Here is a 25,745-nt window from a genome sequence, read left to right as displayed (position 1 = left end):
CACCCTGCTCGGGCGAGGCTCCCCTGTCGAGACGTTGTTTGATCAGGCCGCGACACGGGGCCGCGTGGTCTTGCCGGCCTGGCGCTTCGGCAGGGTCATGACGTGCGTGGCGTAGAGCGTCATGCCGGTGAAGGCGAGGCCGCCGACGAGGTTGCCGAGCACGGTCGGGATCTCGTTCCAGATCAGGTAGTCCATGATCGAGAACTTCGCGTGCAGCATCAGGCCCGACGGGAACAGGAACATGTTCACCACGGAGTGCTCGAACACCATGTAGAAGAACACCAGGATCGGCATCCACATCGCGATGACCTTGCCGGGGACCGAGGTCGAGATCATGGCGCCGACGACGCCGGTCGAGACCATCCAGTTGCAGAGCATGCCGCGCAGGAACAGCGTCGCCATGCCGGCGGCGCCGTGCGCGGCATAGCCGAGCGTTCGGCCCTCACCGATATTGCCGATGGCCGCGCCGACCTTGTCGGGGTCCTGCGTGAAGCCGAAGGTCGTGACGAACGCCATCATGAAAGCCACGGTGAAGGCGCCGGCGAAGTTGCCGACGAAGACGAGGCCCCAGTTGCGCAGCACGCCGCCAAAGGTGACGCCCGGGCGCTTGTCGATCAGGGCGAGCGGCGAGAGCACGAACACGCCGGTCAAGAGGTCGAAGCCGAGCAGGTACAGCATGACGAAGCCGACCGGAAACAGCAGCGCGCCGACCAGCGGCTGGCCGGTGTTCACGTTGATCGTGACGGCGAACCAGGCCGCCAGCGCGAGGATGGCGCCGGCCATATAGGCCCGGATGATGGTATCCCGGGTGGACATGAAGATCTTGGACTCGCCCGCATCCACCATCTTGGTGACGAATTCCGAAGGCGCGAGATACGACATCAATGGTTCCTTTTGCTTCGTAAGTGAGATCGACACGCCCCCAGAGAGAGCGCGGCTGAACGTCTTGAGCCGTGCGGACAGCTCTGCCGCGCACGAGGGCTATGGAGGTCTGGAAGCCTTGGGAATCGCGTCACGACGACTGAGCCGAGAAGGGCCGCGAAGCAGTTGAGCTTCCGGTTTGCAGCCGCCAGAGGCTGCAACAATGCGGCAAGCCGCAGTCTTCGTTGACGCCAATGGAAATGCAAGTCGCGTGCCGCTTGGGTGTGATAGAAAACGTAAGCGATTTCAAATGGATGGTGCGTGCCTTGATCGGGCTTTTGTCCGCTCGGCGGCCTTTTGCTTAGGCGACTGCATAAGATTTGTGCGACGCACAAGAAATGAGCAGTCCGCAAATTTCGCGTGCGCAACAACCCTGCGACAGACTGGCGCGGCGCATATAACGTGTTGAATTATCATAGCTTTCTGAGGTCCGGCGCTTGGCATGAAGCTTGAATAGTTCCAAGCCGACGCCATTGAAGCCGTCCCGCGAGACTTCTCATCCGATTTTGCTGACGCCACCAGACGGGGGTCCCCCCGTCGCGCGTTCGCATGCGCCTTTTTCGGGCGTCACGGACGGACGGGCTGCTCGTGCGCACTGACGCAATCATTCGCAACGACGCAAAAGGACGACATCACCGATGACCAAGCGCATCCGCCGGCCCTCCGAGACTGGCCTCAGCCGCCGTCAATTGTTGAAGGCCACCGGCAGCACCGCTGCCCTTCTTGCCGCCGCCAAGCTCAATTTCCCCGCCGGCGCGTTCGCGCAGGACGCAGGCCCCGAGGTCAAGGGCGCCAAGCTCGGCTTCATCGCGCTCAGCGACGCCGGTCCGCTCTTCGTCGCCAAGGACAAGGGCCTGTTCGCCAAATACGGCATGCCTGACACTGACGTGCAGAAGCAGGCCTCCTGGGGCACGACGCGCGACAACCTCGTGCTCGGCTCCGAAGGCAACGGCATCGACGGCGCCCACATCCTCACCCCGATGCCGTATCTGATCTCGGCCGGCAAGGTGACGCAGAACAACCAGCCGACGCCGATGTACATCCTGGCGCGGCTCAATCTCGACAGCCAGTGCATCTCGGTTGCCAACGAATATGCCGACCTCAAGCTCGGCGTCGACGCGTCGCCGTTCAAGGCGGCGCTGGAGAAGAAGAAGGCCTCCGGCAAGTCGGTGAAGGCTGCGATGACCTTCCCCGGCGGCACCCACGATCTCTGGATCCGCTACTGGCTCGCCGCCGGCGGCATCGACCCCGACAAGGACATCGAGACCATCGTCGTGCCGCCGCCGCAGATGGTGGCCAACATGAAGGTCGGCACCATGGACGCCTTCTGCGTCGGCGAGCCCTGGAACCTGCAGCTGATCCACCAGGGCATCGGCTACACGGCGATCAACACGGGCGAACTCTGGAACAAGCATCCGGAAAAATCCTTCGGCATGCGCGCAGCTTTCGTCGACAAATATCCGAAGGCCGCCAAGGCGCTGCTGATGGCCGTGATGGAGGCCCAGCAATGGGCCGACAAGGCCGAGAACAAGGCCGAGCTCGCCGCCATCATGGGCAAGCGGCAGTGGATGAACTGCCCGGTCGAGGACGTGCTCGATCGCACCTCGGGCAAGTTCGACTACGGCATCCCCGGCAAGGTGGTCGAGAACTCGCCGCACATCATGAAGTACTGGCGCGACTTTGCCTCCTACCCGTTCCAGAGCCACGACCTCTGGTTCCTCACCGAGGACATCCGCTGGGGCAAATACGAGGCGAACTTCGACACCAAGGCGCTGATCGCGAAGGTCAACCGCGAGGACATGTGGCGCGACGCCGCCAAGACGCTCGGCGTCGCCGCCTCCGAGATCCCGGCCTCCACCTCGCGCGGCAAGGAGACCTTCTTCGATGGCAAGGTGTTCGATCCCGAAAATCCGGCGGCCTATCTGAAGTCGCTCGCGATCAAGCGCGTCGAAGTCTGATGGAGCCCTGCGGCCGCCGCGAGGCGGCCGCATCGTCCCGGAGCCGGAGAGAGATAGCGATGAACATGCCTGCCACGAAGATTGAGGTTGAGAGCGCGACGCCCGCGGGGAGCGCCGCGCCCGTCGTCGCGATGACGCCGAAGCGGCCGCCGCGGAGCGAGGCTTACGCGCGCATGGTGCGTGAGACCGCTGTGCGCGTCATCCCGCCGCTCGTCGTGATCGCGCTGCTGACGCTGGTCTGGGAGCTGGTCTGCCGCCGCGCCGGCTCGGCACTGCCGCCGCCGTCGCGGGTATTCAAGGACACCAAGGAGCTGATCCTCGATCCGTTCTTCGACCATGGCGGCATCGACAAGGGCCTGTTCTGGCATCTCTCCGCCAGCCTTCAGCGCGTCGCCTTCGGCTACTCGCTCTCCGCGATCGCCGGTATCGCGCTCGGCGTGCTGGTCGGCCAGTCGGTCTGGGCGATGCGCGGGCTCGATCCGCTGTTCCAGGTCTTGCGCACCATCCCGCCGCTCGCCTGGCTGCCGCTCTCGCTCGCGGCGTTCCGCGACGGCCAGCCCTCGGCGATCTTCGTCATCTTCATCACCTCGATCTGGCCGATCATCATCAACACCGCGGTCGGCATCCGCAACATCCCGCAGGACTATCGCAACGTCGCAGCCGTCGTGCAGCTCAATCCGCTGGAGTTCTTCGGCAAGGTCATGATCCCGGCGGCCGCACCCTACATCTTCACCGGCCTGCGCATCGGCATCGGTCTGTCGTGGCTCGCCATCGTCGCCGCCGAAATGCTGATCGGCGGCGTCGGCATCGGCTTCTTCATCTGGGACGCCTGGAACTCCTCGCACATCAGCGAGATCATCCTGGCTCTGATCTATGTCGGCATCGTCGGCTTCGTGCTCGATCGCCTGATTGCGGGCCTCGGCAAGATCGTCACCCGCGGCACCGCGATGAACTGAGGGGAGGGACACATGACCGCCTATCTGAAGCTCGACCACATCGACAAGATTTTTACCCGCGGCGCCGCCACCACGGAGGTCCTGAAGGACATCTGTCTGACGATCGAGAAGGGGCAATACGTCTCGATCATCGGCCATTCCGGCTGCGGCAAGTCGACCCTGCTCAACATCATCGCAGGGCTGACCAACGCCTCGACTGGCGGCGTGCTGCTGGAGAACCGCGAGGTCAACTCGCCGGGGCCCGATCGCGCCGTGGTGTTCCAGAACCACAGCCTGCTGCCCTGGCTCACGGTCTACGAGAACGTCAGGCTCGGCGTCGACAAGGTCTTCGCCAAGACCAAGACGCGGGCCGAGCGCGACGCCTGGGTCATGCACAATCTCAATCTCGTGCAGATGGCCCACGCCAAGGACAAACGACCTTCCGAAATCTCCGGCGGCATGAAGCAGCGCGTCGGCATCGCGCGGGCGCTGGCGATGGAGCCGAAGGTTCTGCTGCTCGACGAGCCGTTCGGCGCACTCGACGCGCTCACCCGCGCGCATCTGCAGGATTCGGTGATGGCGCTGCACCAGAAGCTCGGCAACACCATTCTGATGATCACCCACGACGTCGACGAGGCCGTGCTCCTGTCCGACCGTATCGTGATGATGACGAACGGGCCGAGCGCGCGCATCGGCGAGGTGCTGGAGGTGCCGCTGGCGCGTCCCCGCAAGCGGCTCGAGCTCGCCACCAACACCACCTATTTGAAGTGCCGGCAGCGCGTGCTCGAATTCCTCTACGAGCGTCATCGCTTCGTCGAGGCCGCGTAAACAAAGCGTTGGTGCGTGATGCGTCTCGCCCAATTTTGAGACATCAAGCTCAATCCTTGTGCGGCGCACAGGGATTGAGCGAAACGCAAAATTTGCGTGCGAAATGGTCGTGCAAAAATTTCGGGCGTTTCGAACAAGCCACTGAATTCCCTGTATTTCCCGAGCGCGCGCAGTTGGCACGGAAATTGAAATGCATTTGCGCGACGCCAACGACGACGTCCCTCAACATCATCAATCAGCATCGTGAACTCGCCACCGGGGTGAAGCCTCGGAGCGCGCCTCCATGCCTGGAGGCTGAGCCTGCAACGACGCAGCGGTGAGCCTAGAAGGGATACTCAATGACGAAGAATCCGACCTGGATTTCAGACTGGCGCCCCGAGGATGAGGCGTTCTGGAACGCAACTGGCAAGACTATCGCGCGACGCAACCTGATCTGGTCGATCGTGGCCGAGCATATCGGCTTCTCGGTCTGGCTGATCTGGAGCATCGTCACCACCAAGCTGCCGCAGGCAGGCTTCCACTACACCACCGACCAGCTGTTCCAGCTCGTTGCCGTGCCGGGCCTGATCGGCGCGCTGATGCGTTTTCCCTACACATTCGCGGTGACGACGTTCGGCGGTCGCAACTGGACCATTTTCAGCGCGGCCATCCTGTTCATTCCGACGTTGTCGCTCGCCTATTTCGTCAGCCAGCCCGACACGCCGTTCTGGCTGATGCTGCTGATCGCCTCGACCGCCGGTCTCGGCGGCGGCAATTTCGCCTCCAGCATGACCAACATCTCCTTCTTCTTCCCGGACAAGATGAAGGGATGGGCGCTGGGCCTCAACGCAGCCGGCGGCAATATCGGTGTCTCCAGCGTGCAGCTCCTGACCCCGATCCTGATGACGCTCGCGGTCATCAACCTGTTCCAGGCAACCCCCGTCGACGGCGTGTTCCTGCAGAACGCCGGCCTGATGTGGGTGCTCCCGATCGCGATCGCGGTGTTCGGCGCGGTGTTCTTCATGAACAACCTGACCACGGCCAAGTCGTCGATCGGGAATCAGCTCGCGGTGGTCAAGCGCAAGCACACCTGGATCATGGCGTACCTCTATATTGGCACGTTCGGATCCTTCATCGGCTACTCCGCGGCGTTTCCGCTGCTGATCAAGACGCAGTTTCCGTCGGTGACGATCGCGATCGCGTTCCTCGGGCCTCTCGTCGGTTCGCTGTCGCGCCCGTTCGGCGGCTGGCTGGCCGACAGGATCGGCGGCTCGGTCATCACCTTCTGGAACTTCATCGTGATGGCGGGCGCCACCGTCGGCGTGCTCTATTTCGTCGGGCACAAGGATTTCATCGGCTTCCTGTCGATGTTCCTGATCCTGTTCGTGACGACGGGCATCGGCAACGGCTCGACCTACCGCATGATCCCCTCGATCTTCCGCGAGCAGAACCTGTTCAAGGTGCGTGGCAAGGGCGATGCGGCGCGCGCGGTCGCCCTGAAGACGGCGAGCATCGAGAGCGGTGCGGCGGTTGGCTTCATCGGCGCGGTCGGCGCGGTCGGCGGCTATCTGATCCCGAGCGGTTTCGGCAAGTCGATCGCCCTGACCGGCGGGCCGCAGCTCGCGCTCGCGATCTATCTCGCCTTCTACGCGTCCTGCCTCGGTCTGACCTGGTGGTTCTACCTGCGTCGCAGCCCGCAGCGTGAAGGCGCGCCAAGCCTCGCCGAAGCAAGGGTGTGACCGCTTGGTATGAATCTCGCTTCTCCCCGTACGCGGGGAGAAGCATTGCCCGACAGTTTGACCATGAACCTGGTTCGCAACGGCGCGCACCAAGACAAACCCAACAGGCAGGAGAACACCATGACGTCAGAACAGATCGCCCTCGTCCAGCAGAGCTTCGCCAAGGTCGCGCCGATTTCGGAAACCGCAGCGGTGCTGTTCTACGATCGCCTGTTCGAGGTGGCGCCGTCCGTGCGCGCGATGTTTCCCGAAGACATGACCGAGCAGCGCAAGAAGCTGATGGGCATGCTTGCCGCCGTCGTCGGCGGCCTGTCGAACCTGGACTCGATTCTCCCCGCGGCCTCGGCACTTGCCAAGCGTCACGTCGCCTACGGCGCCAAGGCCGAGCACTATCCCGTCGTCGGCGCGACCTTGCTGTGGACCCTGGAGAAGGGTCTCGGCGAAGCCTGGACGCCCGAACTCGCCACGGCCTGGACCGACGCCTACGGCGTGCTGTCCGGCTACATGATTTCCGAGGCCTACGGCGCTCAGGCGCAGGCCGCCGAATAGGAGATGCCTTGTGAGTGAACCGCTGGTCATCGTCGGTAACGGTATGGCGGCCGCGCGTCTGGTCGACGAGCTCGCCAAGACCGCGCTTGGCCGCTACGCGGTTGCCGTTATCGGCGATGAACCGAGGCTCGCTTACAACCGCGTGCTGCTCTCCTCGGTGCTGGCCGGCGAGACCGGCTCGCACGAGATCGAGCTGCGGCCGGCCGACTGGTGGCGCCATCGCGGCGTCACGGTGCGCTACGGCTACCGCGTCACCGAGATCGACACTGGCCGCCGCGAGCTCAAGATCGAGGGCGAGGAGAGCATGGAATATTCCAAGCTCGTGCTCGCCACGGGATCGACGCCGCTGCGGCTCAACGTGCCGGGCGCCGATCTCGCCGGCGTGCACACCTTCCGCGACACGCGCGACGTCGACCTGCTGCTGACGCTTGCGGCGGCGAAGAAGCGCGTCGTCGTGGTCGGCGGCGGTTTGCTCGGGTTGGAGGCGGCCTATGGGCTTGCCAAGGCCGGCGCTCCGGTGACGCTGTTGCATCTGATGGACCGGCTGATGGAGCGCCAGCTCGATGGGCCGGCCGCCGACCTGCTCAAGACGCTGGTCGAGCGCAAGGGCATCCGCATCCTGCTCAATGCGAGCACGAAATGCATCCATGGCGACGGCCACGTCGAAGCCGTCGAGCTCGCCGACGGCAGCCGCATCGAAGCCGATGCCGTGATCTTTGCCGCCGGCATCAAGCCCAACATCGCGCTGGCCAAGGACGCCGGCATCGCGGTCAACCGCGGCATCGTGGTCAACGACGTCATGCAGACGGCGTCACCCGACATCTTCGCGCTCGGTGAATGCGCCGAGCATCGCGGCACCTGCTATGGCCTGGTCGAGCCTGCCTATGAGCAGGCGCGCGTGCTGGCGCGGCATCTCGCCGGCCGGCCCGCCGCTTATCAGGGCAGCGTGGTCTCGACCAATCTGAAGGTCTCGGGCGTCAGCGTGTTCTCCGCCGGCGACTTCATGGGCGGGGAGGGCAGCGAGAACCTCGTGCTGTCAGACCGCAGGCGCGGCACCTACAAGAAGCTCGTCATCGCCGACGGCCGGCTCACCGGCGCGGTGCTGATCGGCGATACCGTCGATGCGCTCTGGTATCTCGAACTGATCCGCAACCGCGACAAGGTGGCGGCGATCCGTACCGACATGATGTTCGGCCGCGCGCTCGCGCGTCCCTCCAAAGCGGCTTGATAGAGGCGGCTTGACAAGGCAGCTCGATATGACGGCGATCGACCCGACGCTCCGGACCACCAAGACCACCTGCCCCTATTGCGGTGTTGGCTGCGGCGTGCTCGCAACGCCCGACGGCAAGGGCGGAGCGGCGATCGCCGGCGACCCGGACCATCCCGCCAATTTCGGCCGGCTGTGCTCCAAGGGCTCGGCGCTCGGCGAGACCGTCGGGCTGGAGGGCCGGCTGCTCTACCCGATGATCCGCTGCAAGGGCGTGCTGGAGCGCGTCGCCTGGAGCGATGCGCTCGACCACGTCGCCCACCGCATGCAGCACATCGTGGCGCGCGACGGCGCCGACGCGGTCGCGTTCTATCTCTCGGGCCAGCTCCTGACCGAGGATTACTACGTCGCCAACAAGCTGATGAAGGGCTTTGTCGGCACCGCCAATGTCGACACCAATTCGCGGCTCTGCATGTCGTCCTCGGTCGCCGGCCATCGCCGCGCCTTCGGCGCCGACACCGTGCCCGGCTGCTACGAGGATCTCGACCAGGCCGACCTGCTGGTGTTCGTCGGCTCGAACGCGGCGTGGTGCCACCCGGTCCTGTTCCAGCGCATGCTGAAGAACCGGCAGGAGCGAGGCGCCCGCATGATCGTGATCGACCCGCGCCGCACCGACACCGCGAGCGATGTCGATCTGTTCCTGGGGCTGAAGCCCGGCACCGACACCGCCTTGTTCTCGGGCCTGTTCGTCCATCTCGCCGACAGCGGCGCGCTGGACCAGGACTACATCGCGGCCAACACGTCGGGCTTCGACGACGCGCTGGCGCGCGCGCGCAACATCGCCGGCAGCGTCACTGCGACTGCGCTGGCCACAGGCCTCTCCGAGCAGGACGTCGCGACCTTCTTCAAGATGTTCCGTGACGTCGAGCGCGTCGTCACGCTCTATTCGCAAGGGGTCAACCAGTCGGCGCAGGGCACCGACAAGGTCAACGCGATCCTCAACTGCCATCTCGCCACGGGCCGCATCGGCAAGCCGGGCGCCTCGCCGTTTTCGCTCACCGGCCAGCCCAACGCGATGGGCGGCCGCGAGGTCGGCGGTCTCGCCAATCAGCTCGCCGCGCACATGAACTTCACGCCGCCGGACATCGACCGTGTCAGGCGGTTCTGGAAGGCGCCGCGCATCGCTACCCATGAGGGGCTGAAGGCGGTGCAGCTGTTCGAGGCGATCAACCGCGGCGAGGTCAAGGCGCTGTGGGTGATGGGCACCAACCCCGCGGTGTCGCTGCCCGATGCGGACTTCGTGCGCGAGGCACTGAAGAAGCTCGAGCTGTTCGTGGTCTCCGAGAACGTGCTCTCCAACGACACGGTCGAGGCGGGCCCGCATGTGCTGCTGCCGGCGCTGGCCTGGGGCGAGAAGTCGGGCACTGTGACCAACTCCGAACGGCGCATCTCGCGCCAGCGCTCGTTCCTGCCGGCGCCGGGCGAGGCGCGGCCGGACTGGTGGATTCTCAGCGAGACCGCAAAACGTCTCGGCTTCGGCGACAGCTTTGACTACAAATCCGCCGCCGATATTTTCCGCGAGCACGCCGCGCTTTCGGCGTTCGAGAACGACGGCAGTCGCGATTTCGACATCGGTGCGTTGACCTCGCTCTCGAACGAGGCCTTCGACGCCTTGAAGCCCGTGCAGTGGCCGGTGCGCGAAGGCGGGGCGTCCGGCGAGCGCTTCTTTGCGACAGGCGGCTTCTTCACCAATGACGGCAAAGGCCGCTTCGTCGCGCCGGAGATGCCGTCGCTGCGCGGCGAGACCGGCGCGTCGCGTCCGCTGCGGCTCAACACCGGGCGCATCCGCGACCAGTGGCACACCATGACGCGCACGGGCCTCAGCCAGCGGCTAGGCGCGCATCTGCCCGAGCCGTTCGTCGAGGTCCATCCAGGCGACGCCGGCAAATACGGTATCGCCCACGACGGCTATGCCCGCATCACCACCGATTACGGGCAGTGCATCCTGAAGGTGGTCGTCAGCGATCGGCAGCAGCGCGGCACGCTGTTCGTGCCGATCCACTGGAGCGCGATGAACGCCTCGCACGGCCGCGTTGGCGCGCTGGTGCAGTCCTTCACCGACCCGTTCTCGGGACAGCCGGAATCGAAGGCGACGCCGGCCGCGATCGCGCCCTATGAATACGTCTTCCGCGGCTTCGCGCTGTCGCGCAAACAGCTCGATCTGCCGCCCAATCTGCTGTGGACGCGCGTCACGGTCAGCGGCGGCTTCGGCTATCTCTTCGCCGACAACGCCGATCTGTCGCGCTGGCCCGCCTGGCTCGAGAGTGTCGCCGGCGAGGATGTCGCCGAGTACCGCGATTTCGGCGGCGGCGTCTATCGCGCGGCCTCGTTCGCGGGCGATCGCATCGAGACCTGCCTGTTCGTCGGACCCGCCCATGATGCCGGCGACTGGGAGGTGGTGAAGAGTCTGTTCGTGGCCGATCAGGTCACCGACGACCAGCGCCGCATGCTGCTGTCCGGCAAGTCCAGCGAAGGCGCCGCCGCGACCGGTCCGATCGTCTGCGCCTGCTTCGGCGTCGGCCGCGGCACCATTTGCGACACCATCGCGACTGGCGCGCGCACGACGGCCGAGATCGGCGCCAGGCTCAAGGCCGGCACCAATTGCGGCTCCTGCATCCCCGAGCTGAAGCGCCTGATCGCGACGACGGAGGTAGCGCCGGTGAAGCAGGCGAAGGTCGCGGGCGCAGCGGGGTAGGGGCGACGTTCTCGGTCGTTGCCGGGGACTCCGCTGTCATCGCCCGGCTTGACCGGGCGATCCAGTACGCCGAGACACCTGTGATTATGCGGTGAGGCCGCGGCGTACTTGATTCCCCGCTTTCGCGGGGAATGACGGTGAGGGCGGGACGCCATGCCTCCGCCCCAATCGACGCGCCCTCGATTGTGCCCTATGTTGCCGCGCTCCCCCATCAGCAGCACCCATAACAACCATGATGTACCTGGAAACGCCGCCGCGTCTCATCGAGACGACACTCTTCTCCGCCATGCCCGACAAGTTCCGCCGCAAGGGCGTGCGGACGGATTGGGCCGATGCCAACCGGCCGGGTGTTGCGACCGATAGCTTCATCGAGGGGCCGTCATTCGACGAGGACGGCAATCTCTACATCGTCGACATTCCCTTCGGCCGCATCTTCCGCATCGCGCCTGACGGCGAATGGTCGCAAATCGTCGAATATGAAGGCTGGCCGAACGGACTGAAGATCGCGGCCGACGGCCGCATCCTGGTCGCCGACTACATGCACGGCATCATGGAGCTCGATGCGACGGCCGGCCGCATCAAGCCCTTCCTGACCGCGCGCAATTCGGAATCCTTCCGCGGCTGCAACGACCTGCATCTGGCCTCCAGCGGCGACATCTATTTCACCGATCAGGGTCAGACCGGCCTGCACGATCCGAGCGGCCGTGTGTACCGGCTGACGCCGAGCGGCAGGCTCGACTGCCTCATCGACACCGGCATCAGTCCGAACGGCCTGGTGCTCGATCCCACCGAGACCGTGCTGTTCGTCGCGATGACACGCGACAACGCGGTGTGGCGGTTGCCGTTCATGAAGGACGGCAGCGTCTCGAAGGTCGGCCGCTTCTGCTCGCTGTTCGGCACCAGCGGTCCCGACGGCATGACGATGGACGCGCGTGGCCGCCTGTTCGTCGGCCACGCCTCGCTTGGCCACGTCTTCGTGTTCGCGCCGAACGGCGAATTGATCGCGCGGATCAAGTCCTGTGCGGGGCCGAATTGCACAAATGTCGCGATCGGTGGCGAAAACAAGGATCGTCTCTATATCACGGAGTCCGCGACCGGCAGCGTGCTGGTCGCGGACATCGGCGGATTGTAGTCCTTCGCCTCTCCCCGTTTGCGGGGAGAGGCCGACGCGCGTAGCGCGGCGGGTGAGGGGGAGTCTCCGCGAGTCTAACTGTCACAGACTTTGCGGACGCAGCCCCTCACCCCGACCCTCTCAGCGCGAGCGAAGCTCGTCGCGGCCCCGTAAGAACGGGGAGAGGGGGAATGAACAGCGAAGATCGGAGCGAACATGAACACATACCCCTTCGGCAAGACCGGCGCCAACGTCTCCGTCATCGGGCAGGGCACCTGGTATCTCGACCATGGCGATCGCAAGCGCGCGATCGCAGCGCTTCAGCGCGGGCTCGATCTCGGCATGACCCATATCGACACCGCCGAGATGTATGGCGATGCCGAGCTCGTCATTGCCGACGCGATCGCTGGCCGGCGCGAGGACGTGTTCCTCGTCTCGAAGGTGCTACCGAGCAATGCGTCGCGCCGCGGCACGATTACCGCCTGCGAGCGTTCGCTGAAGCGGCTCAAGACCGATCGGCTCGATTGCTATCTCTTGCATTGGCGCGGCTCCTATCCGCTCGAAGACACCGTCGCAGCGTTCGAGGAGCTGGCAAAGGCCGGCAAGATCAAATCCTGGGGCGTTTCCAATTTCGATGCCGACGATCTCGACGAGATGCTCGATGTCGCGGGCGAGGGCCGCATCGCCTGCAATCAGGTGCTCTATCATCTGAAGGAACGTGCGATCGAGCATGCCGTGATCCCGTGGTGCGAGCGGCATGGCGTCGCGGTCGTCGCATACTCTCCGTTCGGCCATGACGATTTTCCCGCAAGCAACAGCAAGGGCGGCGCCGTGCTGGCGCGCATCGCGGAGGCGCGGCGCGTGACACCGCGTCAGGTCGCGCTGAGCTTCCTCACCCGTGCAACTACGGTGTTCGCGATCCCGAAGGCGTCGTCGGCGGAACATGCCGGCGAGAATGCGGCCGCCGGCGATCTCGTGTTGGCGAAAGAGGAGATTGCGGCGCTTGATGCGGCGTTTCCGCGCGGTCCGAAGCCGCGAGGTCTTCCCATGCTGTAGTGCAGCAAGCGCGCATTCTTAATGGAATATTGACGCGCGCAGCCCTCAGCGCATATCGGCATCCTGTTTTCGGAAGTTGTGAAAGCGGCGCATTTGTCGTTTTTTACAGCCGTCCCCGATTCGCGTTTTCCCAGAGTTTCTGCCGTGACTCCGCCGCCCGCCGTAGCCGCAAGGCTCGACAGTATTTCCATGCCTATGCCGGAGAAGAAGAACGTCGGCCGCCGCGCGCCTGCGCGCGTCGACCATCCCTTCAAGGGCATCGCGCTGATCCTGCTGTCGACGGTATTTCTCGGCTGCTCCGACATCACCGCGAAATATCTTTCGACCAGCCTGCCGTCGATCCAGATCACCTGGATCCGCTTTCTCACCTTCGCGCTGATATTCACGCCGGTGATGCTGCGGTCCTCGCCGTACTACGCGATGCGCACCGAGCGCCTCGGATTGCATGTGATGCGCGGCGCGGTGCTGCTCGGCTCCTCGCTGTTCTTCATCACGGGCTTGCGCTTCCTCCCGATCGCGGAAGCGTCCGCAACCGGCTTCGTCGCACCGCTGTTCGTCACTGCGCTCTCCATTGTCTTCCTCGGTGAGAAGGTGGGCATGCGCCGCTGGTTCGCCACCGCGCTCGGCCTGATCGGCGTGCTGATCATCCTGCGCCCGGGCACCGGCGCGTTTCATCTCGCAGCGTTCTTCCCGGTCATCTCGGCCGCTTGCTGGGCCGGCACGCTGATCCTGACCCGCATGATGAGCGGTCGCGAGGCGGTCGTCACCACCATGGCCTATTCCTCGTTGACCGGTCTTGCGATCCTGACCGCGATGGTGCCGTTCGTCTGGGTCACACCGTCCTGGACCGCGATTGCGCTCGGCATCTTCATCGGCGTCGCCTCCACGGCGGGCCAGTGGATCGTCGTGCTCGCCTATCGCTACGGCGATGCCTCGGTGCTGGCGCCGTTCTCCTACTCGCAATTGTTGTGGGTCAGCATTCTCGGCTTCTTCATCTTCGGCGAGGTGCCGAGCATCTGGACCGTCGTCGGCGCGGCCTTTATTGTCGCCAGCGGTCTCTACATCGCCCATCGCGAGCGCGTCCGCCGCGCCCAGCTCCTGGTGCTGGAAGAGCGTTCCCCGAACGCCTGACGCAAGTTCGCGCATCGCGCGTCGTGCTATCAACGGCTCCAACAACAATACGGGAGGAGCCGGATGCGCGCTGCGATCTTCAGGAACGGTGAGATTGTCGTTGGTCAGATGGTCGAGCCGAAGCCGGGGCCCGGCCAGGTGCTGGTCAAGACGCTCGCCTGCGGCATTTGCGGCTCCGACCTGCATGCGCGCCAGCACGCCCACCGCATGGTCGAGATGGCGCGGAAGGTCGGCCGCAAGCCTATGGACCTCGCCCGCGACGTCGTGTTCGGTCATGAATTCTGCTGCGAGATCGTCGACTACGGTCCCGGCACCGCGCGCAAGCTCAAGCCCGGCACCCATGTCTGCTCGCTGCCGGCCCTGGTGACGCCGCAGGGCATCGAGGGCATCGGCTATTCCAACGACAATATCGGCGGCTATGCCGAAGCGATGCTGCTGAGCGAAGCGCTGCTGCTCGAGGTGCCCAACGGTCTGGCTCCCGAACATGCCGCACTGACCGAGCCGCTCGCCGTCGGTGTCCACGCCGTGGCAAAAGCCAACATAAGCGGCGGCGAGGTGCCGCTCGTCATCGGCTGCGGCCCGGTCGGGCTCGCGGTGATTGCCGCGCTGAAGATCAGGGGTCTGCATCCGATCGTCGCCGCCGACTATTCGCCGGCGCGGCGGGCGCTGGCGGCGAGGCTCGGCGCCGATATCGTCGTCGATCCCAAGGTGTCGCAGCCCTACGCGACCTGGGCCGAGCACGCCCAGATGTCGGAGGCCGAGAAGGCGGCGCGGCCGCCGTTGCAGGCCATGCTGCCGGCGCTGAAGCCCGCAATCATCTTCGAATGCGTCGGCGTGCCGGGCCTGTTGCAGCAGGTGTTCGAGGGCGCCCCGCGTGATGCGCGCATCGTGGTGGTCGGCGTCTGCATGGAGACTGACAGAAACGAGCCCATGCTCGGCATCATGAAGGAACTCAACGTCCAGTACGTGCTCGGCTACACGCCGGACGAGTTCGCAGCTTCCTTGCGCCTGATCGCCGAAGGGCAGGTGGACGCCGCAGCAATGGTAACGGCCGAGGTCGGCCTCGACGGCGTCGCAAAGGCCTTCGCGGACCTCGCCAATCCCGAGGCGCACACCAAGATCATCGTGCAGCCGTGGCGGTGATCGCTTCGTAGGGTGGGTTAGTCGAGCAGATGCGCGAAACGCAGTCCGCACGGCGTAACCCACCACTTCTCTTGCAGCGGTGACAGAAGAGGTGGGTTACGCCGATCAGACGCGCTTCGCGCATCTGCTCGACTAACCCACCCTACGAGACTTCGTCAGTATTTCGCAGGCACATACATGTCCGGCGGAACCGGCCCGCGGTGATAGTCGGGATTGCGCACGCGCGGCGGCAGCACCACCGGCACGCGGCCGACCTCCTGGTACGGGATCTGGCTGAGCAAATGCGAGATGCAGTTGAGCCGGGCGCGCTTCTTGTCCACGGCGTCGACGATCCACCATGGCGAATCCGGAAGGTGCGTGTGCTCCAGCATCGTCTCCTTGGCCTTGGTGTACTGCTCCCAGCGGCTGCGCGCCTCGACGTCCATCGGGCTCAGCTTCCACTGCTTGAGCGGATCCCTGATGCGCATACTGAAGCGGAACTGCTGCTCGTCATCGGTGATCGAAAACCAGTATTTGACCAGGATGATGCCGGAGCGGATCAGCATCCGCTCGAACTCCGGCACCGTCTTGAAGAACTCCTGGTACTGGTCCTCAGAGCAGAAGCCCATCACACGCTCGACGCCGGCGCGGTTGTACCAGCTGCGATCGAACAGCACCATCTCGCCGCCGGCGGGAAGATGCGCCACGTAGCGCTGGAAATACCATTGCGAGCGCTCGCGCTCGCTCGGCGCCGGAAGGGCGGCGACGCGGCAGATGCGGGGATTGAGGCGCTGGGTGATGCGCTTGATCACGCCGCCCTTGCCGGCGGAGTCGCGGCCCTCGAACAGCACCACGACCTTCTTCTTCTCGCTCTGCACCCAATCCTGGAGCTTGACCAGCTCGCCCTGCAGCCGCAGCAGTTCCCTGAAATAGAGCCTGCGGTCCACCGTCGGATTGAGCGTGCCGGTCTCGTCCAGCAGTCCGTCGAGCCTGGAGTCGTCGAGCTCGAGCTCCAGCTCCTCGTCGAGATCGTCGGCGATCTCCTGGAAGAAACGGTCGCGCATGGCGGCGTCGGTGGGGCGGTCGGCTGTCGTCATGGATCCTTCTCTCGGCTGAGATGCCAATGTCCCCACGACCATCGGCGGGCATTATTGCGTCCATGTGACACCGGCGGCCCGGCAGACCGTCATACCGGCAGCGCGATCGAATATTTCACCTGGCTCAGCGCAAAGCTCGACTCGATCGAGGCGATGCCGTCGAGCCGGGTCAGCTTGGTCTTCAGGAAGGTCTCGTAGGAAGCGAGATCGGCCGCCACGACGCGCAGGAGATAGTCGCGGTTGCCGGTCATCAGATAGCACTCCAGCACTTCGTCCCATTTCGAGATCGCGCGGGCGAAGCGGTTGAGGTCCTCCTCCTTCTGCCGCGCCAGCTTGATCGAGATGAAGACGCTGACATGCAGGCCGAGCGCCTTCTGGTCCACGGTCGCGATATAGCGCGAGATGACGCCGCGCTCCTCCAGCAGCTTGACCCGGCGGTGGCAGGGCGACACCGAGAGCCCGACCTTGTCGGCGAGCTCCTGCATGGTCAGGCGGCTGTCGTTCTGGAGGTAGCTGAGGATTTTGCGGTCGATGGCGTCGAGCTCGGGCATTGGGATGAAACCTGGGTCAGGGGGCTTTCGATTGGTAAAATATCCCAATATCGGCAGGTATGGCGCGAAAAATTGAGAAGTTTGGCGGGGCCGGCAGGCGTATCATCGGGGCGTCATTTTCCGGAGCATCGCCATGCCCGTCGATTCCGCGCGCCTCGAAACCCTGACTGCCCTGGCCCGCAAGGCGCTGTGGTTGTCGTCATGGACCATCCACCACGCCAACCATATCCGCTCCAACGCGGACGGGTTGAAGGTCGGCGGCCACCAGGCCTCCTCCGCCTCGCTCGCGACCATCATGTCGGCGCTGTATTTTAGCGTGCTGCGCCCCGAGGATCGCGTTGCGGTGAAGCCGCATGCGAGCCCGGTGTTCCACGCCATCCAGTATCTGTTCGGCTGGCAGAGCCGCGAGAAGCTGGAGAATTTTCGCGGCTTCAAGGGCGCGCAGTCCTATCCCTCGCGCACCAAGGACGTCGACGACGTCGATTTCTCGACCGGCTCGGTCGGCCTCGGCGTCGCGCAGACGCTGTTCGCCTCGCTGGTGCAGGATTACGTCAAGGCGCATGGCTGGATGAAGGACCGTCGCGAAGGGCGGATGATCGCGCTGGTCGGCGACGCCGAGATGGACGAGGGCAACATCTTCGAAGCCTTGGCAGAAGGCTGGAAGCACGGCCTGCGCAACACCTGGTGGGTGGTCGACTACAACCGCCAGTCGCTCGACGCCGTCGTGCGCGAAGGGCTCTGGGAGAAGTTCGAGACCATGTTCCGCAATTTCGGCTGGGACGTGGTGATCGTGAAATACGGCCGGCTGATGCGCGAGGCGTTCGCCGAGCCCGGCGGCGAGGCGCTCAAGCGCTGGATCGACAATTGCCCGAACGCGCTCTATGCGGCGCTGTGCTTCCAGGGCGGCGCGGCCTTCCGCAAGCATCTGCACGACGAGATCGGCGACCAGGGGCCGATCACCAAGCTGATCGACAAGCGCAGCGATGAGGAGCTGCTGGCGCTGATGTCGAACCTCGGCGGCCACGACATGGCGAGCATGCTGGATGCGTTCGAATCCATCGACCACGATCGCCCGGTCTGTTTCATCGCCTACACCATCAAGGGCGTCGGCCTGCCGTTCCAGGGCCACAAGGACAACCATGCCGGCCTGATGACGGTCACGCAGATGGAGAAATATCGCGAGAGCCAGAACATCCGGCCCGGCCACGAATGGGACAAGTACGAGGGCCTCGCGCTAGCTCCCGCCGAGCTCGACGCCTTCCTCGCGCGCGTGCCGTTCAACCAGGACGGCCGCCGGCTGACCGCGCCCGTCGTCGAGGTGCCACAGCAGCTCGCCTTCAAGCCGTCGCCGCAGATGTCCACCCAGCAGGGCTTTGGCCTCGTGCTGAACGAGATCGCGCGCGGCGACAGCGAGCTCGCCAGGCGCATCGTCACGACCTCGCCCGACGTCACCGTCTCGACCAATCTCGGCCCGTGGGTGAACCGGCGCGGCCTGTTCGCAAACGCCGAGAAGGCGGACTTATTCCGCAGCGAGAAAATTCCCTCTACCTACAACTGGGACGCCTCGCCCAAGGGCCAGCATCTCGAGCTCGGCATCGCCGAGATGAACCTCTTCATCATGCTCTCGGCGCTCGGCCTGTCGCACCAGATCAACGGCGCGCGGCTCTTGCCGGTCGGCACGCTCTACGACCCCTTCATCGAGCGCGGCCTCGATGCGCTGAATTATGCCTGCTACCAGGATGCGCGCTTCATGGTGGCGGCGACGCCGTCAGGCATCACGCTCGCGCCCGAGGGTGGCGCGCACCAGTCGATTGCGACGCCGCTGATCGGCATGGCGCAGGATGGCCTCGCCTCGTTCGAGCCGGCCTTCGTCGACGAACTCGCCGTGATCATGGGCTGGGGTTTCAATCACATGCAGCGCGATCCGGGCGAGGGCGGTTCCGTCTATCTGCGCCTCTCGACGCGCAGCATTGAGCAGGCGCAGCGGATCATGACGCCGGAGCTTCAGCAAGGCATCACCGACGGCGCCTATTGGCTGCGTAAGCCGGGCCCCAATGCCGAACTCGTGATCGCCTATACCGGCGCGGTCGCGCCCGAAGCGATCGAGGCGACCGGCTTCATCGGCGAGAGCCGGCGCGACATCGGCCTGCTCGCGATCACATCGGCCGACCGCTTGCACGCAGGCTGGACCGCCGCACGGAAATTGCGGCGTGACAGGCGCGGCGTGCAGCACCTCAGCCACATCGAGAAGCTGCTGGCACCGCTGCCGCGAGACTGCGGCATCGTGACCGTGATCGACGGCCATCCTTCCGCGCTCGGCTGGCTCGGCAGCGTCCGCGGCCACCGCGTCGAGGCACTCGGCGTCGAGCAATTCGGCCAGACCGGCACCATCGCCGACCTCTACCGCCACTACGGCATCGACGCCAACGCCATCATCGATGCGGCCGAAAGCCTCACCACCGGCGCGCCGGTGCTGCATCGGAAGATGGCGGTGTAGAAACTCCTCGTCGCCCCGGCGAAGGCCGGGGCCCATACTCCGCGGCGGGCGTTGTAGTCGACAGACGGTAGACGCCTGAGCAAACCAACTGGATCTTGTGGTTATGGGTCCCGGCCTACGCCGGGACGACACCGTGAGTGTGGCGAGACCTTGCCTCGTTCCCGCCATCGGCTCATATACCCTCCGTCCGCCGCAACGCTGGCCCCGCATATGGCGGGTTCAATTGCCGGCGCTTTCGTGCAAGGATGCCTGCCGAAACGCCCCCACCATGCCCCCAAGAAGAGGTTAACGATGGTCAATCGCATGCAATTCTACATCGACGGCGCCTGGGTCGATCCCGCCGTCAAGAAGTCCACCGCCGTGGTCAATCCGGCGACGGAAGAGGCGATGTACGAGGTTGCGCTCGGCTCCAAGGCCGATGTCGACAAGGCCGTTGCCGCTGCCAAGCGCGCCTTTGCAACGTTCTCCCAGACCAGCCGCGAGGAGCGCGTCGCGCTGCTCACGAAAGTGATCGAGATCTACAAGGGCCGCCTCAAGGAGATCGGCGCCGCCGTCTCCGACGAGATGGGTGCCCCGCTGCCGATGGCGGAGAAACTCCAGGCCGGCGCTGGCCTCGGCCATCTCATGACCACGCTCGACGTGCTCAAGAACTATCATTTCGAGGAGCCGGTCGGCACCGCCATGGTGCTGCGCGAGCCGATCGGCGTGGTCGGCATGATCACGCCCTGGAACTGGCCGCTCAACCAGATCGCCTGCAAGGTCGCGCCCGCGCTCGCCGCCGGCTGCACCATGATCCTGAAGCCGTCGGAGTTCACCCCGACCTCGGCGCTGATCTTCGCGGAAATCCTCCATGAAGCCGGCGTGCCGAAGGGCGTGTTCAACCTCGTCAACGGCCTCGGCCCCGAGGTCGGCGCCGCCATGAGCGAGCATCCCGACATCGACATGATCTCGTTCACCGGTTCGACCCGCGCCGGCATCGACGTTGCCAAGCGCGCCGCGCCGACCGTGAAGCGCGTCAGCCAGGAGCTCGGCGGCAAATCGCCGAACGTCATCCTCGAAGGCGCCGACCTGACCAAGGCGGTGACCGGCGGCGTGATGCACATGTTCAACAACTCCGGCCAGTCCTGCAACGCGCCCTCGCGCATGATCGTGCCGGCCTCGAAGATGAAGGAAGTCGCCGCGATCGCGAAGGCCGTCGCCGACAAGACCAAGGCGGGCGATCCGCGCGCCGAAGGCACCACCATCGGCCCCGTGGTCAACCGCGGCCAGTGGGACAAGATCCAAGGCCTCATCAAGAAGGGCATCGACGAGGGCGCAACGCTCGTCGCCGGCGGCCCGGGCCTGCCCGAGGGCGTCAACAAGGGCTTCTATGTCCGTCCGACCATCTTCGCCGACGTCACCCCCGAGATGACGATCGCCCGCGAAGAAATCTTCGGACCCGTGCTGACCATCATCGGCGCCAAAGACGAAGCCGAGGCCGTGCACATTGCCAACGACACGCCGTATGGTCTCGCGGGCTATGTCACGGGCGCTTCGGTTGAGGACGCCAAGCGCGTCGGCCGGCAGATCCGCGCGGGCAACGTCAACCTCCAGGGCGTGCCCAACGACCGCACCGCGCCGTTCGGCGGCTACAAGCAGTCCGGCAACGGCCGCGAGTGGGGCAAGTACGGCCTCGAGGACTTCCTCGAGGTGAAGGCCGTCGCCGGCTTCAACGCGGCGTAAGCTCTATCGCTTGAAGAACGAGAACATGACGCCGGAGCGGGAAACCGCTCCGGCGTTTTTTGTTTTTCGGTCGTCATTGCGAGGAGCTCTTGCGACGAAGCAATCCAGGCTATCTCCGCGGAAAGACTCTGGATTGCTTCGCTTCGCTCGCAATGACGGCGGAGGGACTTCGTGAAATCGTAGCCCGCATAGCGCGAAGCGTAATGCGGGAACGGTTCCCGGATTACGCTACGCTCCATCCGGGCTACAGGGCGGCGCGAAGCTTATCCCCCCACCGCGCCCTGTGTGTTCACATACAGCGCGTAGATCGACTGGCTCGCCGCCATGAACAGGCGGTTGCGCTTGACGCCGCCGAAGCAGAGATTGGCGCAGCGCTCGGGCAGGGCGATGCGGCCGATCATGACGCCGTCGGGCGCGAACACCACGACGCCGTCGAGCTCGGGATCGCCCATGCCCCAGCCGCACCAGAGATTGCCGTCGATATCGCAGCGCATGCCGTCAGGCGTGCCGGGACCTGCGTCGATGTGCACGCGCTTGTTGGAGATTGTGGTGCCGTCAGGCGAGACGTCATAGGCGAGGATCTTGCGGTTCGGCACCCCGCGCGATTCCACGACATAGAGAATTTTCTCGTCGGGCGAGAAGCACAGACCGTTCGGGCCGAGCACGCCCTCGGCGACGATGGTCGCCTTGCCGGTTGCGGGATCGAGCCGGTAGACATTCGGCTCGATCTCGGGCTCGGCCTTGTAGCCCTCGTAATTGCCGAGCAGGCCGAAGGTCGGATCGGTGAACCAGACGGAGCCGTCGGACTTCACCACGACGTCGTTCGGCGAGTTCAGCCGCTTGCCGCCAAAGGAATCCATCAGCACGGTGATGCTGCCGTCATATTCGGTGCGAACCACGCGGCGGCCGCCATGCTCGCAGGTGACGAGCCGGCCCTGGCGATCCCTGGTGTTGCCGTTGGCGAAATTGGAGGGCTTGCGGAACACCGAGACGGCGCCGGTCTCCTCCTCCCATTTGATGATGCGCTGGTTCGGGATGTCGCTGCAGAGCAGATACCGCCCATCGCCGAACCAGACCGGCCCCTCGGCCCAGCGCAGGCCGGTGGCCAGACGTTCGACGGCGGAAAGCTTCAGCCAGTATTTTTCGAAGCGGGGATCGAGTGCTTTTATCGCCGGATCGGGGTAATACGTCGCCGGCCGCCAGCCTTGAGTGTGGGACGATGCATCGTTCATGTGCAGGTCTCGTTGTTGCGTTCCCTCTGTCCAAGTCTGCTAGCATCAGTTATCTACGGCCGCAAATCGGTCACCACAGGCGAGGGAAGACATGCCGCGTATTTTGATGACGGGAGCTTCGGGCGGAATTGGCACGAGCCTGCGAAAGCTGCTGCCGCCGATCTATCCGGATCTCCTGCTCTCCGACATCAAGCCGCCCGCCGATCTCGGCGCGAACGAAAAATTCAAGGCGGCGGATCTCGCCGATCTCGCGCAGTGCGAGGCGATCTGCGAGGGCGTCGACGGCATCATCCATTTCGGCGGCTATTCGGTCGAAGGCCCCTGGAACGACATCCTCCAGGCCAACATCATCGGCGGCTACAATCTGTTCGAGGCCGCCTACCGCAAGGGCGTCAAGCGCGTGGTGTTCGCCTCGTCGAACCATGCCGTCGGCTTCTATCCGCGCCATCACAAGATCGGCACCAACGTCACCCCGCGCCCCGACGGCCGCTATGGCGTCAGCAAGGTGTTCGGTGAAGCGGTCGGCGCGCTCTATGCCGACAAGCACGGGCTGAAGGTGACGTGCCTGCGCATCGGCAATTTCGGCGACATGCCGCTCGACCAGCGCCGGCTCTCGATCTGGCTCAAGCCCGACGACCTCGTGCAGCTCTGCCGCATCGGGCTCGAACATCCCGACATCCATTTCGAGGTCTTCTACGGCGCCTCCCTCAACGAGCGCGCCTGGTGGGACAACCACCGCGCCTACGAGTTCGGCTATCGCCCGACCGGCCGCTCCGAGGATCACGTGGCGCACGCGATGGCGGAGCAAGCCAAGCTGAAGCCGGATCCGATCGGCGACCACTACCAGGGCGGCGCGTTCTGTAGCAACGAGTTCGACGGCGATGCGAGCCGTATCATCGATTGGACCAAGCGGTAGCGTCGATGCTCGCAGGAACGTAGCTGCGTTTCCCCGGCTCCGCTTTCCGGAGCCGGCAGAGGTTCGCTTGTGCAGCAGGTCTGAAGGGCCCTTGCGACTAACGTCTGCGTCCACACCGTAGAGTTCCGGATTTCCGTTTTTGGAAATAGGCGTTCTATTGTCGGAACACGTGAGCGTTTCTTCTATGCATTGCCTTACGCGGAAGTGACCGCCTTTTCATTCCAGCGATTGTGGAAGCAAGATGCGCAAGATGGTTTTGTCGGGGGCCGCGGTATTGACGGTCGTCCTCGTCGCAGCAGCCTCCTGGCCAACGCCACGCCCGGATGTGGGGCAATTCGGAGATAGCGTCTACGAATCCATCTGGTTCTGGCGCATCCCGGCCTACGCCTACAATCCTGCCTGGCGTGTGCGCTGGATGTGGAGCGATCCGCTTCACGCACAGGCAAGATGCTGCCGGATCTCGACGCAGCCAGTGTCCGAACCGGGCTCGCAGGTTCCTCCAGCTGATAAGGTTGTCGCGCGCCTGGCAGGCAAGTAGAAGGGGCGCGCGTCAGTTCCTCTTTGGAGGTGTCCGGCTACGTTGCGCGCTGCGGCCGGGTGGCGCACATGGTTCCGGAGATTGTTTGCATTTCTCTCAAATAAGTTCCTTGCTTTAAGCTTAACCAGAAACCTAATCCTCGATTTACAGCCGCAATCTACAGTTTACCTTGTTCTTGAATCGGCAATTCAAGGACGCCAAACAATGCGCCGCTTAGCGCTCAACACGTGGCTCGTTATTGTTCTGGCGGCATCCAGTTTCAGCGCGCGTGCCGACGAGAACAAGTCTGATGGCGGCAGCTCGGCGTCGCTTGCTCCCCGCGCCAGGATCGAATGTTCGCTCAAGCGCAAGCCCGGTGAACCCCTCGATCCCCCGTCGACGGCCGCCATTCCCGGTTCCGAATCCTTCGTTGCGAGCGAGCATTTCAGGGAAGACATTGCGCCGACCGCGACTGTCAAGATTTCGTGGCTTGGGGCGACCTTTGCGCGCCGGTTCGCCGTGAAGGTCGAAGCTGCGGACGCTACGTCTCTGCAGACTCATGTCCTGAATAAATCCTCGAGTGCCGTGCAGATCCTCGGTGAGCTGGGCCCACGCGCCGAGAGCAAGCTTGCCGATATCTGGTGTCTCTTGAAGCAGCAGGCCAACGGCGAAAGCGGGGCGCTGCAGACCAGCTCCGTTCCGAACCTCTTCTTCGTCCGTGACGGCACGGGCGATCTTGGCGTGGTTGACGCCCTGTGGGGTGGCGCGGGCTGGGAAATCGGGGCCAGTCCGGTCGGAAGCCAACGGCCGTGGACTCCTGGCACGCGCGTTTTCTCTCACTGACTTGCCCTCGCCCGGCCTTGGGACGTTTGAACGCAGCGCCTGTCGCCTATCCCTCCGAAGGATCGAGCATTTCGCCGAGCTTGTGAACGGCAACATTGATCGACATGCCGAGGTAGTCGCCGGAATCGCCGTACCACGAGCCGGCCAGCGGCACGGCCTGCCCCGGGTGCCGCGCTATGGCCACTGGGATGAGGTCGAAGCCGGCGCTCAGCCTGTTGGTTGGATCGTAATCGAGCCAGCCGGCGCCGGGCAGGAACACCTGCACCCAGGCATGGGTGGCGCCGGAGCCGGTCATCCCCACGGCGCCGCCATCGAGCGCTGCATCATAGAGATAGCCGCTGACGAAGCGCGCGGCAAAGCCGAGGCGGCGCAACGTCTCGATCATGAGCCAGGCGAAGTCCCGGCAGGTGCCGGATTTCGTGCGCAGCGTCTCCACAGGGGACTGGGTGCCCTCCGCGTCTCTCCCGCGATAGCTGAAGTCGCTGCGAAACGTGCCCAGCATCCGGCGCAGCAGGTCGGCAGTCCGATCCTGATCGCCGGCAACGAAGCTTTTGGTCCATGCCGCATGGCTGCCGTCTGGATCGTCGGCATGCGGACGCAGGTATCCTGCAAGATCGGTCCACTCGTCCGGCGTATACTGCACGGGGACTTCCTCGGCCCGCGGCTCCAGCGGAAACGTCTCCAGCCCCTTGATGCCGAAATAGATGCCGCGAACCTTGAAGGTGAATGTCAGCTCGCTGCCGGGCTCGCTGAAGTCCATCACGGTGACGGCATTGGAGCGGGAGTCGGTGACCCAATGCACCTTTGACGGCAGGCTGGTCGAGGCGGACCAGCGAAGCAGCCGGGTCGAGGACCCGCGCCGCGGCAGGAACATGGCCCGGTGCGTGCCGAACGTCACCGGCTTTGCATAGCGATAGGTCGTCGTGTGCGTGATCTCGCCGATGATCGCCATGCATCATTCCGCTTCGCGTTGCGGGGCTCGTTGAGCGCCGTCTCACACAGGAAGAGCGCCTCCAGCTTTCGGCTCGGCTGCTTTGGCCCATTGATCTAGATCAACGTCATTCCCGGCATCGTCTGGC

22 protein-coding genes are annotated in these 25,745 nt (G+C 64.7%); 16 read left to right on the top strand and 6 right to left on the bottom strand.

Features of this window, described 5'->3' with window-relative positions:
* Positions 1-42 precede the first annotated feature (42 nt).
* A complete protein-coding gene (locus E4K65_RS38205) occupies positions 43-882 on the bottom strand; it encodes a formate/nitrite transporter family protein (RefSeq protein ID WP_135178487.1) in 840 nt (279 codons plus the stop codon).
* 677 nt (positions 883-1,559) lie between these two features.
* Between E4K65_RS38205 and E4K65_RS38195 the strand changes: the two genes are divergently transcribed.
* Genes E4K65_RS38195 through E4K65_RS38185 form a run of 3 tightly spaced genes read left to right on the top strand, consistent with a single transcriptional unit; the run spans position 1,560 to position 4,642 of the window.
* Positions 1,560-2,879: a CmpA/NrtA family ABC transporter substrate-binding protein gene (locus E4K65_RS38195; protein ID WP_135178485.1), complete on the top strand. Its 1,320-nt coding sequence runs from the start codon at positions 1,560-1,562 to the stop codon at positions 2,877-2,879.
* Positions 2,880-2,938: 59 nt separating this feature from the next.
* Positions 2,939-3,835 (top strand): nitrate ABC transporter permease, encoded by an 897-nt coding sequence (gene ntrB, locus E4K65_RS38190; protein WP_135178484.1) that lies wholly within the window; start codon positions 2,939-2,941, stop codon positions 3,833-3,835.
* A gap of 12 nt (positions 3,836-3,847) precedes the next feature.
* Entirely contained in the window at positions 3,848-4,642 is a 795-nt protein-coding gene (locus E4K65_RS38185; protein WP_135178483.1) for an ABC transporter ATP-binding protein, read from the top strand.
* On the opposite strand, the gene E4K65_RS38180 is transcribed toward E4K65_RS38185, so the two are convergent.
* Positions 4,618-4,884, bottom strand: coding sequence for a hypothetical protein (locus E4K65_RS38180; RefSeq protein ID WP_135178482.1), 267 nt, complete (start codon positions 4,882-4,884; stop codon positions 4,618-4,620). The genes E4K65_RS38185 and E4K65_RS38180 overlap by 25 nt on opposite strands.
* 96 nt (positions 4,885-4,980) lie before the next feature.
* On the opposite strand from E4K65_RS38180, the gene E4K65_RS38175 reads away from it, so the two are divergent.
* The 8 genes from E4K65_RS38175 to E4K65_RS38140 all read left to right on the top strand — a co-directional run bounded on the left by E4K65_RS38175 (position 4,981) and on the right by E4K65_RS38140 (position 15,312).
* The gene (locus E4K65_RS38175; protein ID WP_135178481.1) at positions 4,981-6,360 is read left to right on the top strand and encodes an MFS transporter; all 1,380 of its coding nucleotides are present in this window, start codon (positions 4,981-4,983) and stop codon (positions 6,358-6,360) included.
* A 120-nt stretch (positions 6,361-6,480) separates the two neighbouring features.
* Entirely contained in the window at positions 6,481-6,909 is a 429-nt protein-coding gene (locus tag E4K65_RS38170; RefSeq protein WP_027546519.1) for a globin family protein, read from the top strand.
* 10 nt (positions 6,910-6,919) lie between these two features.
* A complete protein-coding gene (locus E4K65_RS38165) occupies positions 6,920-8,137 on the top strand; it encodes an NAD(P)/FAD-dependent oxidoreductase (protein ID WP_135178480.1) in 1,218 nt (405 codons plus the stop codon).
* A gap of 28 nt (positions 8,138-8,165) precedes the next feature.
* A complete protein-coding gene (locus tag E4K65_RS38160) occupies positions 8,166-10,871 on the top strand; it encodes a nitrate reductase (protein ID WP_135178479.1) in 2,706 nt (901 codons plus the stop codon).
* Between the two features lie 235 nt (positions 10,872-11,106).
* Positions 11,107-12,003 (top strand): SMP-30/gluconolactonase/LRE family protein, encoded by an 897-nt coding sequence (locus tag E4K65_RS38155; RefSeq protein ID WP_135178541.1) that lies wholly within the window; start codon positions 11,107-11,109, stop codon positions 12,001-12,003.
* A 195-nt stretch (positions 12,004-12,198) separates the two neighbouring features.
* Positions 12,199-13,038: an aldo/keto reductase gene (locus E4K65_RS38150; protein WP_135178478.1), complete on the top strand. Its 840-nt coding sequence runs from the start codon at positions 12,199-12,201 to the stop codon at positions 13,036-13,038.
* Between the two features lie 189 nt (positions 13,039-13,227).
* Positions 13,228-14,169 carry a DMT family transporter gene (locus E4K65_RS38145; RefSeq protein ID WP_167771495.1) on the top strand — a complete coding sequence of 314 codons (942 nt, stop codon included), beginning with the start codon at positions 13,228-13,230 and terminating at the stop codon, positions 14,167-14,169.
* 63 nt (positions 14,170-14,232) lie between these two features.
* Positions 14,233-15,312 (top strand): zinc-binding dehydrogenase, encoded by a 1,080-nt coding sequence (locus E4K65_RS38140; protein ID WP_135178476.1) that lies wholly within the window; start codon positions 14,233-14,235, stop codon positions 15,310-15,312.
* Between the two features lie 155 nt (positions 15,313-15,467).
* Here E4K65_RS38140 and ppk2 read toward each other — a convergent pair whose 3' ends face one another.
* Both ppk2 and E4K65_RS38130 read right to left on the bottom strand, forming a co-directional pair.
* Complete coding sequence (ppk2, locus tag E4K65_RS38135; protein ID WP_135178475.1) at positions 15,468-16,388, bottom strand: polyphosphate kinase 2; 921 nt, start codon at positions 16,386-16,388, stop codon at positions 15,468-15,470.
* 89 nt (positions 16,389-16,477) lie between these two features.
* Positions 16,478-16,939: an Lrp/AsnC family transcriptional regulator gene (locus tag E4K65_RS38130; protein ID WP_027546512.1), complete on the bottom strand. Its 462-nt coding sequence runs from the start codon at positions 16,937-16,939 to the stop codon at positions 16,478-16,480.
* A gap of 133 nt (positions 16,940-17,072) precedes the next feature.
* Between E4K65_RS38130 and E4K65_RS38125 the strand changes: the two genes are divergently transcribed.
* Together E4K65_RS38125 and E4K65_RS38120 are read left to right on the top strand one after the other, a co-directional pair.
* Entirely contained in the window at positions 17,073-19,436 is a 2,364-nt protein-coding gene (locus E4K65_RS38125; protein WP_135178474.1) for a transketolase, read from the top strand.
* Between the two features lie 291 nt (positions 19,437-19,727).
* On the top strand, positions 19,728-21,158 hold the full coding sequence (locus tag E4K65_RS38120) for an aldehyde dehydrogenase family protein (protein ID WP_135178473.1): 1,431 nt from the start codon (positions 19,728-19,730) through the stop codon (positions 21,156-21,158).
* Positions 21,159-21,421: 263 nt separating this feature from the next.
* Here the strand turns inward: E4K65_RS38120 and E4K65_RS38115 are convergent, their stop codons facing one another.
* Positions 21,422-22,390 carry an SMP-30/gluconolactonase/LRE family protein gene (locus E4K65_RS38115; protein WP_135178472.1) on the bottom strand — a complete coding sequence of 323 codons (969 nt, stop codon included), beginning with the start codon at positions 22,388-22,390 and terminating at the stop codon, positions 21,422-21,424.
* A gap of 91 nt (positions 22,391-22,481) precedes the next feature.
* Between E4K65_RS38115 and E4K65_RS38110 the strand changes: the two genes are divergently transcribed.
* The 3 genes from E4K65_RS38110 to E4K65_RS38100 all read left to right on the top strand — a co-directional run bounded on the left by E4K65_RS38110 (position 22,482) and on the right by E4K65_RS38100 (position 24,666).
* Positions 22,482-23,306: an NAD-dependent epimerase/dehydratase family protein gene (locus E4K65_RS38110; RefSeq protein ID WP_135178471.1), complete on the top strand. Its 825-nt coding sequence runs from the start codon at positions 22,482-22,484 to the stop codon at positions 23,304-23,306.
* 241 nt (positions 23,307-23,547) lie between these two features.
* Entirely contained in the window at positions 23,548-23,844 is a 297-nt protein-coding gene (locus E4K65_RS38105) for a hypothetical protein (RefSeq protein ID WP_235885917.1), read from the top strand.
* An 81-nt stretch (positions 23,845-23,925) separates the two neighbouring features.
* Complete coding sequence (locus tag E4K65_RS38100) at positions 23,926-24,666, top strand: hypothetical protein (RefSeq protein WP_235885916.1); 741 nt, start codon at positions 23,926-23,928, stop codon at positions 24,664-24,666.
* A 46-nt stretch (positions 24,667-24,712) separates the two neighbouring features.
* Here E4K65_RS38100 and E4K65_RS38095 read toward each other — a convergent pair whose 3' ends face one another.
* Entirely contained in the window at positions 24,713-25,618 is a 906-nt protein-coding gene (locus E4K65_RS38095; protein WP_135178469.1) for a transglutaminase family protein, read from the bottom strand.
* Positions 25,619-25,745: the final 127 nt, after the last annotated feature.

The organism is Bradyrhizobium niftali (assembly GCF_004571025.1).
GTDB classification, from domain to species: Bacteria; Pseudomonadota; Alphaproteobacteria; order Rhizobiales; family Xanthobacteraceae; genus Bradyrhizobium; species Bradyrhizobium niftali.
The sequence above is the reverse complement of the archived record's forward strand: the minus strand, read 5'-3'. Positions and strand labels throughout refer to the sequence as shown.

Bases quoted from the DNA above. Each gene is read 5' to 3' on its own strand.
- E4K65_RS38205 (WP_135178487.1), bottom strand. From the start codon at position 882: ATGTCGTATCTCGCGCCTTCGGAATTCGTCACCAAGATGGTGGATGCG.
- E4K65_RS38195 (WP_135178485.1), top strand. From the start codon at position 1,560: ATGACCAAGCGCATCCGCCGGCCCTCCGAGACTGGCCTCAGCCGCCGT.
- ntrB (WP_135178484.1), top strand. From the start codon at position 2,939: ATGAACATGCCTGCCACGAAGATTGAGGTTGAGAGCGCGACGCCCGCG.
- E4K65_RS38185 (WP_135178483.1), top strand. From the start codon at position 3,848: ATGACCGCCTATCTGAAGCTCGACCACATCGACAAGATTTTTACCCGC.
- E4K65_RS38180 (WP_135178482.1), bottom strand. From the start codon at position 4,884: ATGCTGATTGATGATGTTGAGGGACGTCGTCGTTGGCGTCGCGCAAAT.
- E4K65_RS38175 (WP_135178481.1), top strand. From the start codon at position 4,981: ATGACGAAGAATCCGACCTGGATTTCAGACTGGCGCCCCGAGGATGAG.
- E4K65_RS38170 (WP_027546519.1), top strand. From the start codon at position 6,481: ATGACGTCAGAACAGATCGCCCTCGTCCAGCAGAGCTTCGCCAAGGTC.
- E4K65_RS38160 (WP_135178479.1), top strand. From the start codon at position 8,166: ATGACGGCGATCGACCCGACGCTCCGGACCACCAAGACCACCTGCCCC.
- E4K65_RS38155 (WP_135178541.1), top strand. From the start codon at position 11,107: ATGTACCTGGAAACGCCGCCGCGTCTCATCGAGACGACACTCTTCTCC.
- E4K65_RS38150 (WP_135178478.1), top strand. From the start codon at position 12,199: ATGAACACATACCCCTTCGGCAAGACCGGCGCCAACGTCTCCGTCATC.
- E4K65_RS38145 (WP_167771495.1), top strand. From the start codon at position 13,228: ATGCCTATGCCGGAGAAGAAGAACGTCGGCCGCCGCGCGCCTGCGCGC.
- E4K65_RS38140 (WP_135178476.1), top strand. From the start codon at position 14,233: ATGCGCGCTGCGATCTTCAGGAACGGTGAGATTGTCGTTGGTCAGATG.
- ppk2 (WP_135178475.1), bottom strand. From the start codon at position 16,388: ATGACGACAGCCGACCGCCCCACCGACGCCGCCATGCGCGACCGTTTC.
- E4K65_RS38130 (WP_027546512.1), bottom strand. From the start codon at position 16,939: ATGCCCGAGCTCGACGCCATCGACCGCAAAATCCTCAGCTACCTCCAG.
- E4K65_RS38125 (WP_135178474.1), top strand. From the start codon at position 17,073: ATGCCCGTCGATTCCGCGCGCCTCGAAACCCTGACTGCCCTGGCCCGC.
- E4K65_RS38120 (WP_135178473.1), top strand. From the start codon at position 19,728: ATGGTCAATCGCATGCAATTCTACATCGACGGCGCCTGGGTCGATCCC.
- E4K65_RS38115 (WP_135178472.1), bottom strand. From the start codon at position 22,390: ATGAACGATGCATCGTCCCACACTCAAGGCTGGCGGCCGGCGACGTAT.
- E4K65_RS38110 (WP_135178471.1), top strand. From the start codon at position 22,482: ATGCCGCGTATTTTGATGACGGGAGCTTCGGGCGGAATTGGCACGAGC.
- E4K65_RS38105 (WP_235885917.1), top strand. From the start codon at position 23,548: ATGCGCAAGATGGTTTTGTCGGGGGCCGCGGTATTGACGGTCGTCCTC.
- E4K65_RS38095 (WP_135178469.1), bottom strand. From the start codon at position 25,618: ATGGCGATCATCGGCGAGATCACGCACACGACGACCTATCGCTATGCA.